This is a genomic window from uncultured Campylobacter sp. (assembly GCF_937973075.1).
Taxonomy (GTDB): domain Bacteria; phylum Campylobacterota; class Campylobacteria; order Campylobacterales; family Campylobacteraceae; genus Campylobacter_B.
This window is the reverse complement of the sequence record NZ_CALBWL010000006.1, coordinates 12,964-26,824: the sequence shown is the minus strand read 5'-3', so window position 1 is coordinate 26,824 and position 13,861 is coordinate 12,964. Positions and strand designations below refer to the sequence as shown.

The window sequence follows — 13,861 nt, the reverse complement described above, 5'->3', positions numbered from 1 at the left end:
CGCGCATAAGCGGTGTGTCATTAAAATTCCATCTCAAAATTTTGTCCTAAAATTTCATTTCAAATTTTGTTAGTCCCGCCGCCGCGCCGAAGCCCAGCGCACACACGGCGGTCGCAATCTTCAGTATCTGCGATCATTTACGGCGCGCAAAATTAGATCAAGCTAAGCTTTAAAATTTTACTCCGAGCCCTTGGAATTTTCCAAATCCCCCATGCGCTCCTGCTGAGCCTGCACGAACGCGTCGTATCTGATAAAAAGATAATCTTTGATCTCAAAAATCATCAACGTAAAAATCGAAGGCAGCGTGAAAAATCTAATCGTCATAAACACCAGATCAAGCGCGTTTAGTTCGTCGCTGCCCGCGCGATACCCTCCCGCGCCCGCAGTTAAAATCCCATGCAGTGCCTCGTAGTTATAAAGGATGAAAATCGTCACGAAAAGCGTCGAGAGCTTCGATACGATCTTATTCATGATCTGCGCCACGTCCTCGTCCGCGATCACCGACATCGCAAACCACACGAGAGTGAAAAACAGCGGAAAGACGATGTTAAAATTTAACGAGTTATCGAGCTTCTGTGCGCCCGTCACCGCGATGATCGCAAACACCGCCGCAAAAGGGATCACAAATAGCGCAAATGTCATCGCCGATTTTATCGCCTTAAAAAAGCCGTACGCAAGCAGCGGCGAGCCCAAAGCGAGCAAAAAGATCGTCAGTGCGTAGTTGGCTTTGGCAAAATCGTATAGGTTAAACAGCGCAAATACAGATGCTGCTGCAAGTAACGGCACGCTGAGCTTAAACAGTATCCCGTATTTAGCGTAAGCGCGCGACACGACGGCGTCGAGTCTGCTAAATTTGACGTTTAAGCTTTGCGCTCTGATGAAAAACAAAATGACGAATTTGACGATTACGTTTGGGCTCATATGCACCTTTCCGTTTAAATTTTATAAAATTTTATCCGTGCTAAATTTGCGAAATTTTATCCGCGGAGCCTGTCCATAGAATTAGGCTTTGCCAACGGCTTATGCGGCCTGCGTTAAAATTTCATCGCGCTCTCGCTGCGTTGCTATCTTGCCACCTCTCGGGCTCTGTCTTTTGGCTACGTGAGGCGGACCTGCGCGCTTTGGCTTGCGTAGCGTCTCGCTAGCAAGCCTTTTCTGGTTGCGACGTGCTACGGCGGCGCCCATTCGGCTCGGCGCGCGATACTTTGCTTGCGGTATCCGCGTCGCGTCCGCGCATGAGAGCTTGGCGCCGCTAAAATTTTACCGACTCTTAGCCCTATGCGATACGTCCTGTGCGCCGCGATAGAATTTTGTGCGACGCAAGGACCTACCGAGCTCGGCTTTGCGCCGCTTTGCGGCAAAATTTTAAAATTTGCGCCGCAAAGCACTCGCCTTGTATTGGCCTAGGATGCGGCGCGAATGATTAAATTTTAACCGCACCGCCGCCGAGCCGTTTTAAAGCTCAAACGAATTTTTGAGTCGCTACGATACGTGAAATTCCAAAAATCGCGCTTTAACGATCAAGCTCATTTGCGCTTGCTTGTGGGCCATGCAAAAAGCGGCGCACTTGCGCCCTTCGCCGTGCCCATGCAAAAGCGACGCGCCCTTTGCCGCTCAAAACTCATTTTCGCCCATTCGCACCCCCTGCTAAACCGAAGCTAAGAAGCGCGCCGTCTCACATCCAATCTAAAATTTGCGTGATCTCCGTAGCGTGAAAAATTTTAAGCCCCTGCGCGTTTTGCGGCTTCATCGGGACGATCGCGTTTTTAAATTTCTGCATCGAGGCTTCTTTTAGGCGCGCATCGAGGTTGAATATCTCTCTGATCTCGCCGTTTAGGCTTACCTCGCCGATGAAGACGCTCTCTTTGCTGATCGGGCGGTTTTTGAAGCTGCTTACGATCGCCGCGACGACGGCTAGATCGCACGCCGTTTCGGTGATTTTGACGCCGCCGCTTACGTTTACGAAGACGTCGTATCCGCCAAGCCCGATCTCAAGCTTGCGATCAAGTAGCGCTAGAAGCATATCAAGGCGGTTTTTATCAAAGCCCGTGGCGCTGCGCTTCGGATAACCGCTCTCGCACACGAGCGCTTGGATCTCCACGACGAGCGCGCGCGTGCCCTCCATCGTGATCGTGATCGCCGAGCCGCTTACCGCTTTGCCGCGCGTGAAAAATTTGCTCGCGACGTCCTTGGCGCTTACGAGCCCGTGCGGCCCCATCTCGAAAATCCCCACCTCGCTCGTAGCCCCGAAGCGGTTTTTAAAACCGCGTAAAATTCTAAGCTGCTTGCTTGCATCGCCCTCGAAATACAGCACCACGTCCACCATATGCTCTAATATGCGCGGACCCGCGATCGAGCCCTCTTTGGTGATGTGGCCGATGATGAAGATCGAAATTCCGCGCGCTTTGGCAAGTCGCATCAGCTCGAAGGTGATCTCGCGCACCTGCGTGATCGAGCCCGGCGCAGAGGAGGCCTTGTCGCTAAAAAGCGTCTGGATGCTGTCGATGACGATAAACTTATAATCCCTACGCTCCACCTCTTCAAGTACGGCGCTTAGATTTATCTCGGTGAGCAAAAACAGCTGCTCGCTTATCGCGCCCAGCCGCTGCGCACGCATTTTGATCTGGCTAGCGCTCTCCTCGCCGCTTACGTAAAGCACCGCGCGACCGCCGCTTGCTAAATTTGCCGCGATCTTAAGTAGCAGCGTGGATTTTCCGATACCAGGGCTGCCGCCGATTAGCACGAGCGAACCCTCTACGACGCCACCTCCGAGGACTAAATTTAACTCGCTATCTTTGGTGTCGATGCGCGAAATTTGCTCGATCTGTATCTCGCTGATCGCTTTGGCGCTTGCGGATGAGGCGCGGGCAAGCTCGCCCTCGATCTCTTTTAGCGCTTTGATCTGAGCGGGCTTGAGCTCGACGAAGCTATCGAATGCGCCGCAGTCGGGGCATCTGCCGAGCCATCTGCTTTGCTGATTGCCGCAGTGCTGACACTCAAAAATCGTGGTTTTAATTTTCGCCATTTTTATCCTTGCTAATTTTGCCTAAATTTAGCCTCAAGCTTTGCGAAATTATACTTAAAATTTTTAAAATTTTAGCCGCCTTGCGCGTCGCTTGCGGGATCAAAAATCACGAGAGGGAGGATTTGCGGCTAAATTTGAGCTAAATTTAAATATGTTTTAAACATTTATAACTATAATACAAATTTCACTTTATTTAAAGAAGGTTTAAGATGAAGGGCAAGCTTAGTAGAAGCCAGTTTTTGACGATATCGCTTACGCTATTTGCGATGTTTTTCGGTGCGGGAAATTTTATTTTTCCGCCGGGTCTAGGTAGGGAATCTGGGCAGAATTTTTATATCGCGATAATGTTTTTTTGCGCTACAGCAGTGCTTCTGCCGGTGCTTGGCGTCGCAGCCATCGCGCGCGCAAAGGGACTTCAGAGCCTAGTGCGCCGCATAGATCCCGTGTTTGCGATCGTTTTTACCGCGCTTTTATATCTTACGATCGGGCCGCTTTTTGCGATACCGCGTGCGGCAAATATGCCTTTTGATATCGCGATTAAGCCTTTTATTGCGGAAGAGCGCCTTCAAATTTGGCTATTTGTTTATTCGGCGGCATATTTTGCGCTGAACTATTACATCTGTATGAACCCTTCAAAGCTCGTCGATCTACTAGGAAAATACCTTACGCCGATACTTCTGGCGCTTATTTTGTTACTTTTCGGCGCGGGATTTTTATTTCCTGTCGGAAGCTTCGTCGCCCCTAGCGGCGAGTATGTCGATCACGCCGCAGCAAAGGGCTTCGTAGAGGGCTATCAGACTATGGACGCGCTTGCGTCGCTGGCATTCGGCATCATCGTAATTAATGCCATCAAAGCAACCGGCGTGAGCGACGAGAAGCACCTTGTAACCTCCACGATAAAAGCGGGAATGATGTCGGGCGTCATACTGATGACGATATATTTTATGCTGGGCTATCTGGGCGCGACTTCTGCGGAGCTTTTCAAGGATACGCCGAATATCAACGGGGCGGAGCTTCTGTCGCGAGTAAGCGATCATTACTTCGGAAGAGTGGGCGTAGTGATCCTAGGCAGCGCATTTTTCCTAGCCTGCATCACCACAACTCTAGGCCTTATAAGCTCGGCTAGCGAATACTTCGAGGAGCTTACGAAAGGCAAGATTAAATATAAAACCTGGGCGATCGCTTGGTGCGTGATCGGCTTTGGAGTCGCAAATTTCGGTCTTACGACCATCATCAAAGGCTCTATCCCCGTACTCGTCGCCATCTACCCGATCTCGATCATGCTGATAATCCTCTCGCTAATCAATCCGTGGATCGATTCAAGCAAGCTGATTTACCGCGCCTGCGTCTATGTCTGCGTAGTCGAGGGCGTCATAAACGGGCTTGATATTTTGGGGATTTCGGTACCGCTTGTTACGTTTATCGTAAAGAAAATGCCGTTTTACGACTCGATGCTCGGTTGGATCGTGCCTAGCACAGTGACCTTCGGCGTGAGCTACATGCTGCATCTAATCTTTGAAAAAAGAGACGATAGCTTCTAAATTTAAGAGCTATTTTAAAATTTAGCCGGGCTCTACGGAGCTCGGCATACTTTTAAATTTTAATTCGCCGCCGAATTTAATCTCCCATATTTTTCCATAGAATTTCGACATACAAAATAAACCGCCTTCAAAATTTAACCTAAATTTACGCTAAAATTATCAAAATAAAATTTCAAAAGTGAGGATGGCAAGATGGGCAAGCGAGACGAAGCGCTAAGCTTGGCGCGAGATTTTGAACGCGACGGCTTTAGGGTGCCTGATTTATACGAGCGGTTTTGGCGGCTGCAAGGAGACGCAGCGGCGTATTTTACGCTAGCGGACAGCCTGCTGCGCGGGCGGCAAGAGGGCGGCACGCTGCTAAAGGACGCTATGGGCTACGTGGGCGAGGAGGATTTTAAAGCTTTGATCGCTAAGGCGGTTGAAATTTCACGCGAGGAGGCGGCAGAGGGGCGCGAAACGAAGCAGGATGAAAGCGCGATCCAGACGGAAGAAAATGCGCGCTCGGACGAATGCAGGAGTAAAAGCGCACGGCAACGCGGCAGAGATGAAAAGAGCGCACGTTGGAAAAACGCCGAAGAGGTCATCGCAGCGGCAAGTCTCGAGTTCGCGCCGCTTTTACACCCATATCTTGGCGAGCTTTTTAAATTGCAGCCGAACGAGAGCGCGTATTACGCGGAGTATCCATGGCGCGGGCTTAGTTACGAGAGCTCGCAAATCTGGCGCGAGAGGCTTGCGGATCCGCAGACGAGCGAAGACGATAAGCGAAAAATTTTTAGCTGCCTGCTGCAAACCCGCGATCCGCGAAACGTAAAATTTGCCTGCGAGTTCGCGCTTGCGGAGGATTTTTTGATCGCCCGTGCGATTTGCTCGAATATATAGGCTACTGGCTGGAGGTCGCGGGATTTACTTTTGAGCGGACTAAATTTGACGCAGACGGCGGAGTTCAAGCGGTAGCGAATGAAATTTTAAAAATGGATGCGGACGAATGCGGCGGCGCCAGGCAAGCTGAAACGAGCGAGTGCGATATATCGCAGATGTCAAACGAGCCGAGCGGTACTTTAGCGCCGCTGCAAGCGAATGAGTGCGATCTATCGCGCAAAAATTTAGATGAAGTGTGCGATGCGGCAAGCGCCGTTAAATTTAACGCTGGCGAGTTAAAATCGGCAGCGAGCCAAAATTTTAAAGCGTGCGCAGCTGAACACAGCTCTAAATTTAACTCAAATGAGCCAGCCGCCGATAAATCACAAAAAGCGCCGAACGATGAAATTTGCTTTGGCAGCGAGAAATTCAGGCTCAAAAGATACTGCGGCCAGCGCGTATATCACATAATCTTTCCGCGCGGCTATTTCGGCGCGCCCTATGCGGCGCATCTGGCGAAGTACCATCCGACCTGGCGGTTTGAGGGCGGCGAGGCTGGATATAAGCTCGGCGGAGTTTTGGACGAGGCGGACGGCGATGCGCAAAATCCACTATTTCATCTCATTACGCTTGATCCGCTGCCCCGCGACTTGCCCGTACAATCGCTGCCGCGCCTAATCCTCGCCGCACACGTTAGAGAGATAAACGAGGGCGAGGTAGTCTTTTACGAGCACGACGCACAGGGTACGCCGCGACGTATCGGCGAGCGGACGCAGGTAGAATACGTGCAGGACGAGCCGATAATGGAGTGCGAGGTCGCGCTTGCGCCTACGCCGGCACGCTGGGCGGCTCAGGACTGGGGGATGTCAAACAGCAGGCAAAACCTAGCGCGCATCGGCGGCGAGCCCTCGTGGATACAGGGCGCGCAGGTGCCGACGTGTCCGATATGCGGCGAAAAGATGGAGTTTTTGATGCAACTTGACAGCGAGCTTCCAAGCTGCGAGCAAGGCGGCGAGGTATATTTCGGCAGCGGCGGGATCTTGTACGTGTTTTGGTGCGAGTGGACGCGGGTGAGCGGGTTTTTCATGCAGTGCACGTGAGTAAAAATTTTGTAAAATTCTAAATGAAAATCTAAAATTCTAAGTAAAATTTATTCTAAGATAATCGACCTAGCAAAATTTGCCGAGCATTTCGGCGCGTAAAATTTAAACTTGTTCGGCGAGAATATGAATATAAATTTACGCAGACACGCAGAGTTTAAGCGTAAATCCCATCCACCAGCGTCTCTACGAACTGATCCGAGTTAAATTCCGCCAAATCCTCCATCCGCTCGCCCACGCCGACGAAAAGTATCGGCAGCCGCAGCTCGCGCGCTATGGCGAAAAGTGCGCCGCCTTTGGGCGTGCCGTCGAGCTTCGTGATGATGATGCCATCGAGCTTCACGATCTCGTTGAACGCCCTAGCTTGCGCGACGCTGTGATTGCCCTGAGTGGCGTCGAGCACGATGATCTTGCGGTGCGGTGCGCCGCTTTTTGCGCGGTCGCAGATGCGCACGATCTTGCTTAGCTCTGCGGCTAAATTTTTCTGGTTTTGCAGGCGTCCGGCGGTATCGATCAGGACGCGATCGATGTTTTTAGCGCTAGCCGAGCTAACGGTGTCGAACGCCACGGCAGCGGGATCGTGCCCTTGCGCGGTAGCTACGATCGGTAGATTTAGAATTTGCGCCCATTTGCGCAGCTGCTCGACTGCGCCCGCGCGAAAGGTGTCGCATGCGCCTAAAATCACGCTCTGACCGCTATTTTTATATAAATTTGCAAGCTTTGCGGTCGTCGTGGTCTTGCCCGCGCCGTTTACGCCGATGATGAGCTCTACGAAGGGCTTCTCATCTGCAGCTTTAGCGATCTCGTAATCGAAATAGTTCTTCAAAATGCCCTTGAGATCATCTTTAGCGACTAGCTTTTTTGCGGGAAGTTTTCCTAAAATTTCCTCCACGAGTTCGTAGCCTACGTCGGCTTCAAGCAGCATCTCTTCTAAAATTTCTTTTGAAATTTTATCTTCGCTCTTTGCCCCTCGCATCGCATCTATGGTCTTGCTAAGCCCTTTTTTAAAAAAATCGAACATCAGAAAATTTTCTCCAATTCGGTCATTAAAATTTCTTCTGGCATCAGCCCGAAATATTGCGCGCTAAACTCGCCTTTTTCATCGTATATCGCCATATACGGCACTTCGTTTATGCCGCCTAGCGCCTTTGTAAAAAAGTCCGTTCCTTCGCCGTAAGCGATCGCGTAATTTACTTCGTGTGCGCTTGCGTAATTTTTTGCATCGTCTAAATTTGCGTCGCCGATCATCACGCCGATAATCTCAAGCTTGCCGGAGTAGGCTTGTTTGGCGGCATTTAGTGCGCTTACCTGCACGGCGCAGGCGTCGCACCACGGCGTAAAAAACGCAAATAGCGTCACGGTGGAGTTATTATCGATTCGAAAACCCTGCTTTGTCTTTTGCATATTTAAAATTTTGCCGTTACTTAGCTGAAGTGTAAAAGGAGCGGTATAATCGACCTGGATTACGGCTTCGGTTTCGGACTGCGGCTGCGTGGTGTTGGTCTCGGTCGGGGCATCGCTTGATTTTTTATCCTCATCATCGCCGCAACCTGCAAGAAATAAAACAGCCGTAAAAAGCGCTAGAAAAAAACGAAATTTCATAATAAACCTTAAAATTTAATCGCAAGATTATACAAAAACTAGCTAAAATAAGCGTTAAAATTTTATAAAAGGCTTAAGCTATGCAAAAAAATGAATTTAGAAAAATTTGCAAATCGCGCTTAAAATCTCACGCCGCACGTACGGCTAGATGCGAGCATTACGTGCTTTTAAGGCGTATAGAGCGGCTGATAAAATTTTTAAAAGCGCGTAAAATTTTGATATTTTTGCCGATGAGCTACGAGCCGAACGTTTTGATTTTAAGAAAAAAGCTATCAAAAAGCTGTGAATTTTACGTTCCGTTTATGGTGGATATTAGCTTAAAAATGGTAAGATTGCGCCAGCCTTTTAAAATTTCACGCTTTGGATTGCGGCAGACGCTTCCGCAAAACGGGTATTTTAAAAAGGTTGATCTAGCCGTGGTTCCAGCTATCGGAGTGGATGGCGCAATGGCTAGAATAGGACATGGGAAAGGATTTTACGATATGTTTTTTTCAGGTCTGAAGCTTAAGCCCGCAATCGCGTTCGTGAGTATAAAAGACTGCTTTTGCAGCGAAATTTTATCGCTTGATCACGACGTAAAGGGCGATTTTTACATAACTCCGAGCCAAAATTACCTAAAAAGAGGAAAGTATGATAGAGATTTTAATCGCCTTGTGCGCTCTTGCGGTGGGCGCTGGCATAGGATACTTAGTAGCTAGAAAGATCAATAACGCCAATTACGATTTTTTCGTAGAACAAGCCAAAGCTAAAGCCAAAGCTATAGAATTTGAAGCCGAGGGCATCTTGCGAAATTCTAAAATTTCGGTGCAGGAAGCGGAGTTTGAAGCTAAGAAAAAATACGAAGATAAGGCAAGCAAACTGCAGAAGGAATTTAACGTTAAATTTGACGAGCTCGGCAAAAAGGAGCACGCGCTTCTAACCGAGCAAGAAATTTTAAAAGACAGTAAAAAAGAGCTCGAAAGCGCCAAAAAAGAGGCGAAATTCCTCTACGAAGAGGGCTCGAATTTAAAGAAAAGCTATGAAGAGAAGCTAGCCGAAGCGCTTAAAGTTTTGGAGCGCGTGGCGGGCTTTACACAGGATGAGGCGCGCGCGCAGGTGCTTAAGAAGGTCGAGGAGCAAAGCCGCACCGACATCGCTCACATCGTGCGAAAATATGAAGAGGAAGCCAAAAAAGAGGCGCGAAAAAAGGCGAATTATATTTTGGCGCAGGCTACGTCGCGCTTTGCGGGCGAGTTTGCCGCCGAGCGACTTATCAACGTCGTAAATATCAAAAATGACGAGCTTAAAGGTCGCATCATCGGTAAGGAGGGGCGCAACATAAAGGCGCTTGAGATGACTCTTGGCGTGGACGTCATCATCGACGATACCCCGAATGCGATCATCGTAAGCTCGCACAATCTCTATCGTCGCGCTATCGCCGTTCGCGTCATCGAAACGCTTATCGAAGACGGCAGAATTCAACCTGCTCGCATCGAGGACATCTACAAAAAAGTAAGCGACGAATTTGAAGCTAGCATCGCCGAAGAGGGCGAAAATATCGTAATGGATCTAGGCCTTAGTAAAATTCACCCCGAAATTTTAAAACTCATCGGTAAGCTTAAATTTCGCGCCAGCTATGGACAGAACGCCCTTGCGCACAGCCTTGAGGTCGCACATCTTGCGGGTATCATCGCCGCAGAAACGGGCGGGGATCAAAAGCTAGCCAAGCGAGCGGGCCTACTTCACGATATCGGCAAGGCACTAACTCACGAATACGAGGGCTCGCACGTAGATCTGGGTGCCGAGGTTTGCCGCCGCTACAAAGAGCATCCGGTAGTGATAAACGCGATTTACGCCCACCACGGCCACGAGGAGGCTACAAGCGTAGAAAGCGCCGCAGTCTGTGCCGCAGACGCGCTAAGTGCTGCGCGCCCGGGCGCTAGACGAGAGGTGCTAGAGAGCTATCTAAAGCGCGTTAGCGATATAGAGGCGATCGCGATGAGTAAAACGGGCGTCAAGCAAGCCTACGCGATCAACGCAGGTCGCGAAATCCGCGTTATCGCAAACGCCAAGCTCATGAACGACGATGAGGCGGTTTTGGTCGCTAAAGAGATCGCTTCGGATATCCAAGATAAGGTTCAATTCCCGGGCGAGATCAAGGTTAATGTCATACGCGAGCTTCGCGCGGTGGAGATAGCTAAATAAGGAGTGTGAAATGAAAAAATTTATAATCGCTTTATTTTTGCTTTTTAGCGCGGCATTTGCCGAGGATGAGCTCATCATTGATAGCGCGAGTGCCTATTCGTCGGTAATGCGCACGAACGCGCAGTATAAATACCTAGCGCAGCAAGCCCGCGCGATAGTGATATTTCCGAGCGTCAAGAAGCTGGGCTTCATCATAGGCGGAATGTACGGCGAAGGGATCATCATCTACAATAACGACGGCGCGCATAGCGTTAGCGGTGCTGAGATCAGCAGCGCCAGCGTAGGACTTCAGATAGGCTATGAGGATAATTATCTAGTTATTTTCGTAATGCATGACGATGTAATCCAAAAAATGCGAAATTCCCAAATCACGCTTTCGGGCGATGCGACGGCAGTTGCAGGTAACTACAGCGCCGATTCTGGCTCTTTAGATGTGCTAAATCAAGATATGTACGTCTTTACGAATAAAGGCGGGCTGTTTGCGGGCGTGAGCCTGGGCGGTTCGGTGCTGGAGACCAAAAATGACCGCGCTTTTGATCCAAATACCGAGGGCTATGCGCTTTTGATGCGAGTAATTGGCGCAGATGAGTAAAATTTAGCTAAAGATGCTAAGGCGCATAGCTTAGCGAAAAATTTTGCTTTATGGGCGTTTTATTAGCAGCTTGGAATTTTGCTCGCGTGATTTCTGCAGAATAATAGACTTAGGTGCGCAATTTTATTGCAATTCGCGGGGTGGGAGGCATTTGAGGATATCGCGTAAATCCTGCGTAATTCGCAAGTTACTTTGAATTCTAAAGAAGTCGAAATTTTGTCATTAAATTTAGAATTGCAAAATTTTACCGTTAAATTTTGCGGTGATTTTGTTTGATGTCTAGAAATTTTATTTTGAAATTTCACTTGATATTTTGCGGCGAAATTTTGTATTTTGCGACAGCCGTGCGGAATTTTATTTAATGTCGCAGCGAAATCAAGTAGCGTCGTGGGACGTTATAGTGAAATTTTCGCACTGAATTTTAAAGCTGTTTTAGTCAAATTTATAGAATTTTATATGATCTAATGAAAGGATTCGATGGAATCGATGTTTGCAAACCTCCATACGTGGGGGTATTTGATACTGTTTTTGTATTCGCTGGGCGGAGGATTTTTGGCGCTTGCGGCGGCGGGCGTGCTAAGCTCTGCCGGCGAGCTCAATATCGTCTTATGCATCGTAATCGCCTGCATATCGAACTTCATAGGCGATTCGGGGCTATTTTTAGTAAGCCGCTACAATAAAAAAGAGATCATGCCCTATCTGCGCAAACAGCGCCGCAACCTTGCTCTGGCGCAGATTTTGTTTCGTAAATACGGCGACCGCATCATTTTGATTAAAAAATTTATCTACGGCCTCAAAACCCTCGTACCGATCGCGATCGGCATCACAAAATATTCATTTTTAAAATTTAGCGTCATCAATGCCGTAAGCTCGCTTATTTGGGCGCTTGTGGTGGGGTTACTGAGCTACTACGCGGGCGATTTCGTGCGCGAGCTCTATGTGCACATTAAGGACGCGCCGTGGATCGCTCCGCTGGCTCTAGGCGCGATAGTAGCGGCGATCGTGCTCTATTTTCGCTTCGCGACCCGCAAAAAAGGCTAGTGGTGGCAAAAAAGCTGATCCCGCTCGCAATTTTTGCAGCACTTCTTTTGGCGCTAAATTTCATCTCCAATTCGCGCAGCCCCGCGGCTAAAGATGAGCGGGTTTTTACCTCCAAAACCCTGGATGCCGCCTCGCGTAAAAGCGGCGCGCAAGATATCAAAAGCGGCACCGATCGTAAAATTTCAAGCTCGCAAAATCCCGCAAGCGGCGCCGGTGCAAAAGATGAGAGCGGTGCAAGAAGCGCAGACGGCGGAGCAGGGCGCGGAGCAGACCTAGGAGATTTAAAATCTCATCCGCAAGCAAACGAGCCCGCCGCCGTAAATCCTAAAGACGAGGCGGACGTCCACAGGCGGCGTAGCGCAGATTATGAAGCTTCGCAATCTCAAAATCCCGCTGCAAATTCTAAAAATCAGCTCGCGGACGAGCCCTGCATAAGCAAGGAGTGCGTGAGCGCTCATATCCGCCGTACGGGCTCTTTGCCGCAAAATTTCATCACGAAAAAGCAGGCCGGTGAGCTTGGCTGGCAGGGCGGTGATCTGTGGCGATACACGCGCGGCAAGAGCATAGGTGGCGATCGTTTCGGCAATTTCGAGCGCAGGCTACCTGATAAAAAGGGGCGGATTTGGCGCGAATGCGACATCGAGTATCGCGGCGGCCCGCGCGGCGCAAAGCGGCTGATATTTTCAAACGACGGACTGATCTTTTACACCGCCGATCATTACGAAAGCTTCGAGCGCGTGCAATGAGCTTAAATTTTAAAACGCGCAGCGCCGCAAAGATCATCATCGACGGCGCAAAGATTAGGCGCAAAGATCAAATTTTCGCGCTATTTGCCGCAGCGCTAAATTTCGAGCCAGAATACGTCGCAAATTTAGACGCGCTCTACGACGCGCTTGGCGAGCGAGGCGGACAGGTTTTCGTGATCATCAAAAGGGGCGGAATTTTAAAGCTAAGGCTGGGTAAATTTTATGATATTTTGCTGGATGTTTTGCGCAGCGGCGAGGCGAAAATTTTAATCTTATGAGCTTGCGCGGCAGCCATATCATTTCAAATCTAAATTTTGCCGAGACAAAGGTTGTTTCGGCGCAGTTTCGAGCGTGCCGTTAAAATTTACTGAATTTTAGAGCTTATTAAAAGAGGCGATTTTAGAGATTTCGCTCACAAAGCTCGCGCGGTCAAATTTAAACTCAAGCCCATACTGCCAATCTTTGCGGCGCGGGTTTGTAAAGTCGTAAAGCTTAACCGTCTCTGTTTCAAATTTAATCTTAAGCGCGAGATACCAGCAGTCCCAGATCCCGCACGGGCAGCCCAGTAGCACTACGTCCCGCTCATCTTGCGCCAAATCAGCCTCAAGCGCCGTGCGTAAAAATAGCTCCTCAAAATCAATTAGGCTCAAATAGGCGTAGTCTCCCGCGATGCAGCTTTGCCCGTCCTTTGCGGCAAAGCTTTGCTCGCACCGCCTAATCAGCTCAAGCAGAGGCTCGCCGTTTATCGCAACGACGACTTCGGTAAGGCCCTCGCCGTTCATCTCGTAATCGTTTGGATAAAATTTAATGCTATCCATGCGGCAATCTCGCTAAATTATCTATTTCGCGCCGTATTTGCACCGGCCTGCTAAAATTTCGTCGCAGTTTAGCGAATTTGAAGTGAAATTCGGTTGAAAATCAAAAATTCGCCGATAAAGCGCAGATCAAATGGATATTTCGTAAAATTTAATGATTTTGAACTCGCGGAGCTTGCTTTCGGTGAGCGCAAGCTTAAATTCACAAAAAAGTTCAATTTGCGTAGATGAAAGAAGCGAAAATAAAAGGTTAAATTTCATCACAGATCAAAGAGATCGAAACAAGGGTTAAATTTTGCTATGGATAAAGAAGTCGAAATTTAGAAATGAGGGGTTAAATTTAATTCGTTTTTTAGG

General features: G+C 49.0%; 15 protein-coding genes. 9 read left to right on the top strand and 6 right to left on the bottom strand.

The window, feature by feature from the left end; translation table 11 throughout:
• Positions 1–177: 177 nt before the first annotated feature.
• The 3 genes from Q0274_RS00490 to radA all read right to left on the bottom strand — a co-directional run bounded on the left by Q0274_RS00490 (position 178) and on the right by radA (position 3,025).
• Entirely contained in the window at positions 178–921 is a 744-nt protein-coding gene (locus Q0274_RS00490) for a hypothetical protein (protein WP_298026585.1), read from the bottom strand.
• A 248-nt stretch (positions 922–1,169) separates the two neighbouring features.
• Complete coding sequence (locus Q0274_RS00485) at positions 1,170–1,388, bottom strand: hypothetical protein (RefSeq protein WP_298026583.1); 219 nt, start codon at positions 1,386–1,388, stop codon at positions 1,170–1,172.
• 287 nt (positions 1,389–1,675) lie between these two features.
• Entirely contained in the window at positions 1,676–3,025 is a 1,350-nt protein-coding gene (gene radA / locus Q0274_RS00480; RefSeq protein ID WP_298026581.1) for a DNA repair protein RadA, read from the bottom strand.
• Positions 3,026–3,234: 209 nt separating this feature from the next.
• Here radA and brnQ point away from each other — a divergent pair, with 209 nt between their 5' ends.
• The 3 genes from brnQ (at position 3,235) to Q0274_RS00465 (ending at position 6,524) form a co-directional block, all read left to right on the top strand.
• The gene (gene brnQ, locus Q0274_RS00475) at positions 3,235–4,566 is read left to right on the top strand and encodes a branched-chain amino acid transport system II carrier protein (protein WP_298026578.1); all 1,332 of its coding nucleotides are present in this window, start codon (positions 3,235–3,237) and stop codon (positions 4,564–4,566) included.
• 192 nt (positions 4,567–4,758) lie between these two features.
• A complete protein-coding gene (locus tag Q0274_RS00470; protein WP_298026575.1) occupies positions 4,759–5,445 on the top strand; it encodes a hypothetical protein in 687 nt (228 codons plus the stop codon).
• Complete coding sequence (locus Q0274_RS00465) at positions 5,430–6,524, top strand: hypothetical protein (RefSeq protein ID WP_298026572.1); 1,095 nt, start codon at positions 5,430–5,432, stop codon at positions 6,522–6,524. Before Q0274_RS00470 ends, Q0274_RS00465 begins: the two co-directional genes overlap by 16 nt.
• A gap of 157 nt (positions 6,525–6,681) precedes the next feature.
• Here Q0274_RS00465 and ftsY read toward each other — a convergent pair whose 3' ends face one another.
• Both ftsY and Q0274_RS00455 read right to left on the bottom strand, forming a co-directional pair.
• Positions 6,682–7,545: a signal recognition particle-docking protein FtsY gene (gene ftsY, locus Q0274_RS00460; protein ID WP_298026569.1), complete on the bottom strand. Its 864-nt coding sequence runs from the start codon at positions 7,543–7,545 to the stop codon at positions 6,682–6,684.
• On the bottom strand, positions 7,545–8,126 hold the full coding sequence (locus Q0274_RS00455) for a TlpA disulfide reductase family protein (protein ID WP_298026567.1): 582 nt from the start codon (positions 8,124–8,126) through the stop codon (positions 7,545–7,547). The genes ftsY and Q0274_RS00455 overlap by 1 nt, the downstream gene beginning before the upstream one ends.
• Positions 8,127–8,206: 80 nt before the next feature.
• On the opposite strand from Q0274_RS00455, the gene Q0274_RS00450 reads away from it, so the two are divergent.
• The 6 genes from Q0274_RS00450 to Q0274_RS00425 all read left to right on the top strand — a co-directional run bounded on the left by Q0274_RS00450 (position 8,207) and on the right by Q0274_RS00425 (position 12,967).
• Complete coding sequence (locus Q0274_RS00450) at positions 8,207–8,824, top strand: 5-formyltetrahydrofolate cyclo-ligase (protein ID WP_298026564.1); 618 nt, start codon at positions 8,207–8,209, stop codon at positions 8,822–8,824.
• Positions 8,757–10,310 (top strand): ribonuclease Y, encoded by a 1,554-nt coding sequence (gene rny, locus Q0274_RS00445; RefSeq protein WP_297923524.1) that lies wholly within the window; start codon positions 8,757–8,759, stop codon positions 10,308–10,310. The genes Q0274_RS00450 and rny overlap by 68 nt, the downstream gene beginning before the upstream one ends.
• 10 nt (positions 10,311–10,320) lie before the next feature.
• Positions 10,321–10,902, top strand: a complete 582-nt coding sequence (locus Q0274_RS00440) for a lipid-binding SYLF domain-containing protein (protein WP_291938039.1) — start codon at positions 10,321–10,323, stop codon at positions 10,900–10,902.
• A gap of 477 nt (positions 10,903–11,379) precedes the next feature.
• Complete coding sequence (locus Q0274_RS00435) at positions 11,380–11,943, top strand: DedA family protein (RefSeq protein ID WP_291938037.1); 564 nt, start codon at positions 11,380–11,382, stop codon at positions 11,941–11,943.
• Between the two features lie 2 nt (positions 11,944–11,945).
• On the top strand, positions 11,946–12,689 hold the full coding sequence (locus Q0274_RS00430) for a ribonuclease domain-containing protein (protein ID WP_298026562.1): 744 nt from the start codon (positions 11,946–11,948) through the stop codon (positions 12,687–12,689).
• Complete coding sequence (locus Q0274_RS00425; protein ID WP_291938033.1) at positions 12,686–12,967, top strand: barstar family protein; 282 nt, start codon at positions 12,686–12,688, stop codon at positions 12,965–12,967. Before Q0274_RS00430 ends, Q0274_RS00425 begins: the two co-directional genes overlap by 4 nt.
• A gap of 96 nt (positions 12,968–13,063) precedes the next feature.
• Here Q0274_RS00425 and Q0274_RS00420 read toward each other — a convergent pair whose 3' ends face one another.
• Positions 13,064–13,507: a hypothetical protein gene (locus Q0274_RS00420; RefSeq protein WP_298026559.1), complete on the bottom strand. Its 444-nt coding sequence runs from the start codon at positions 13,505–13,507 to the stop codon at positions 13,064–13,066.
• Between the last annotated feature and the right edge of the window lie 354 nt (positions 13,508–13,861).

Coding starts and splice junctions, on each gene's coding strand:
- Q0274_RS00425 (WP_291938033.1), top strand. CDS start 12,686: ATGAGCTTAAATTTTAAAACGCGCAGCGCCGCAAAGATCATCATCGAC.
- Q0274_RS00435 (WP_291938037.1), top strand. CDS start 11,380: ATGGAATCGATGTTTGCAAACCTCCATACGTGGGGGTATTTGATACTG.
- radA (WP_298026581.1), bottom strand. CDS start 3,025: ATGGCGAAAATTAAAACCACGATTTTTGAGTGTCAGCACTGCGGCAAT.
- Q0274_RS00440 (WP_291938039.1), top strand. CDS start 10,321: ATGAAAAAATTTATAATCGCTTTATTTTTGCTTTTTAGCGCGGCATTT.
- Q0274_RS00450 (WP_298026564.1), top strand. CDS start 8,207: ATGCAAAAAAATGAATTTAGAAAAATTTGCAAATCGCGCTTAAAATCT.
- Q0274_RS00420 (WP_298026559.1), bottom strand. CDS start 13,507: ATGGATAGCATTAAATTTTATCCAAACGATTACGAGATGAACGGCGAG.
- Q0274_RS00455 (WP_298026567.1), bottom strand. CDS start 8,126: ATGAAATTTCGTTTTTTTCTAGCGCTTTTTACGGCTGTTTTATTTCTT.
- rny (WP_297923524.1), top strand. CDS start 8,757: ATGATAGAGATTTTAATCGCCTTGTGCGCTCTTGCGGTGGGCGCTGGC.
- ftsY (WP_298026569.1), bottom strand. CDS start 7,545: ATGTTCGATTTTTTTAAAAAAGGGCTTAGCAAGACCATAGATGCGATG.
- Q0274_RS00490 (WP_298026585.1), bottom strand. CDS start 921: ATGAGCCCAAACGTAATCGTCAAATTCGTCATTTTGTTTTTCATCAGA.
- Q0274_RS00470 (WP_298026575.1), top strand. CDS start 4,759: ATGGGCAAGCGAGACGAAGCGCTAAGCTTGGCGCGAGATTTTGAACGC.
- brnQ (WP_298026578.1), top strand. CDS start 3,235: ATGAAGGGCAAGCTTAGTAGAAGCCAGTTTTTGACGATATCGCTTACG.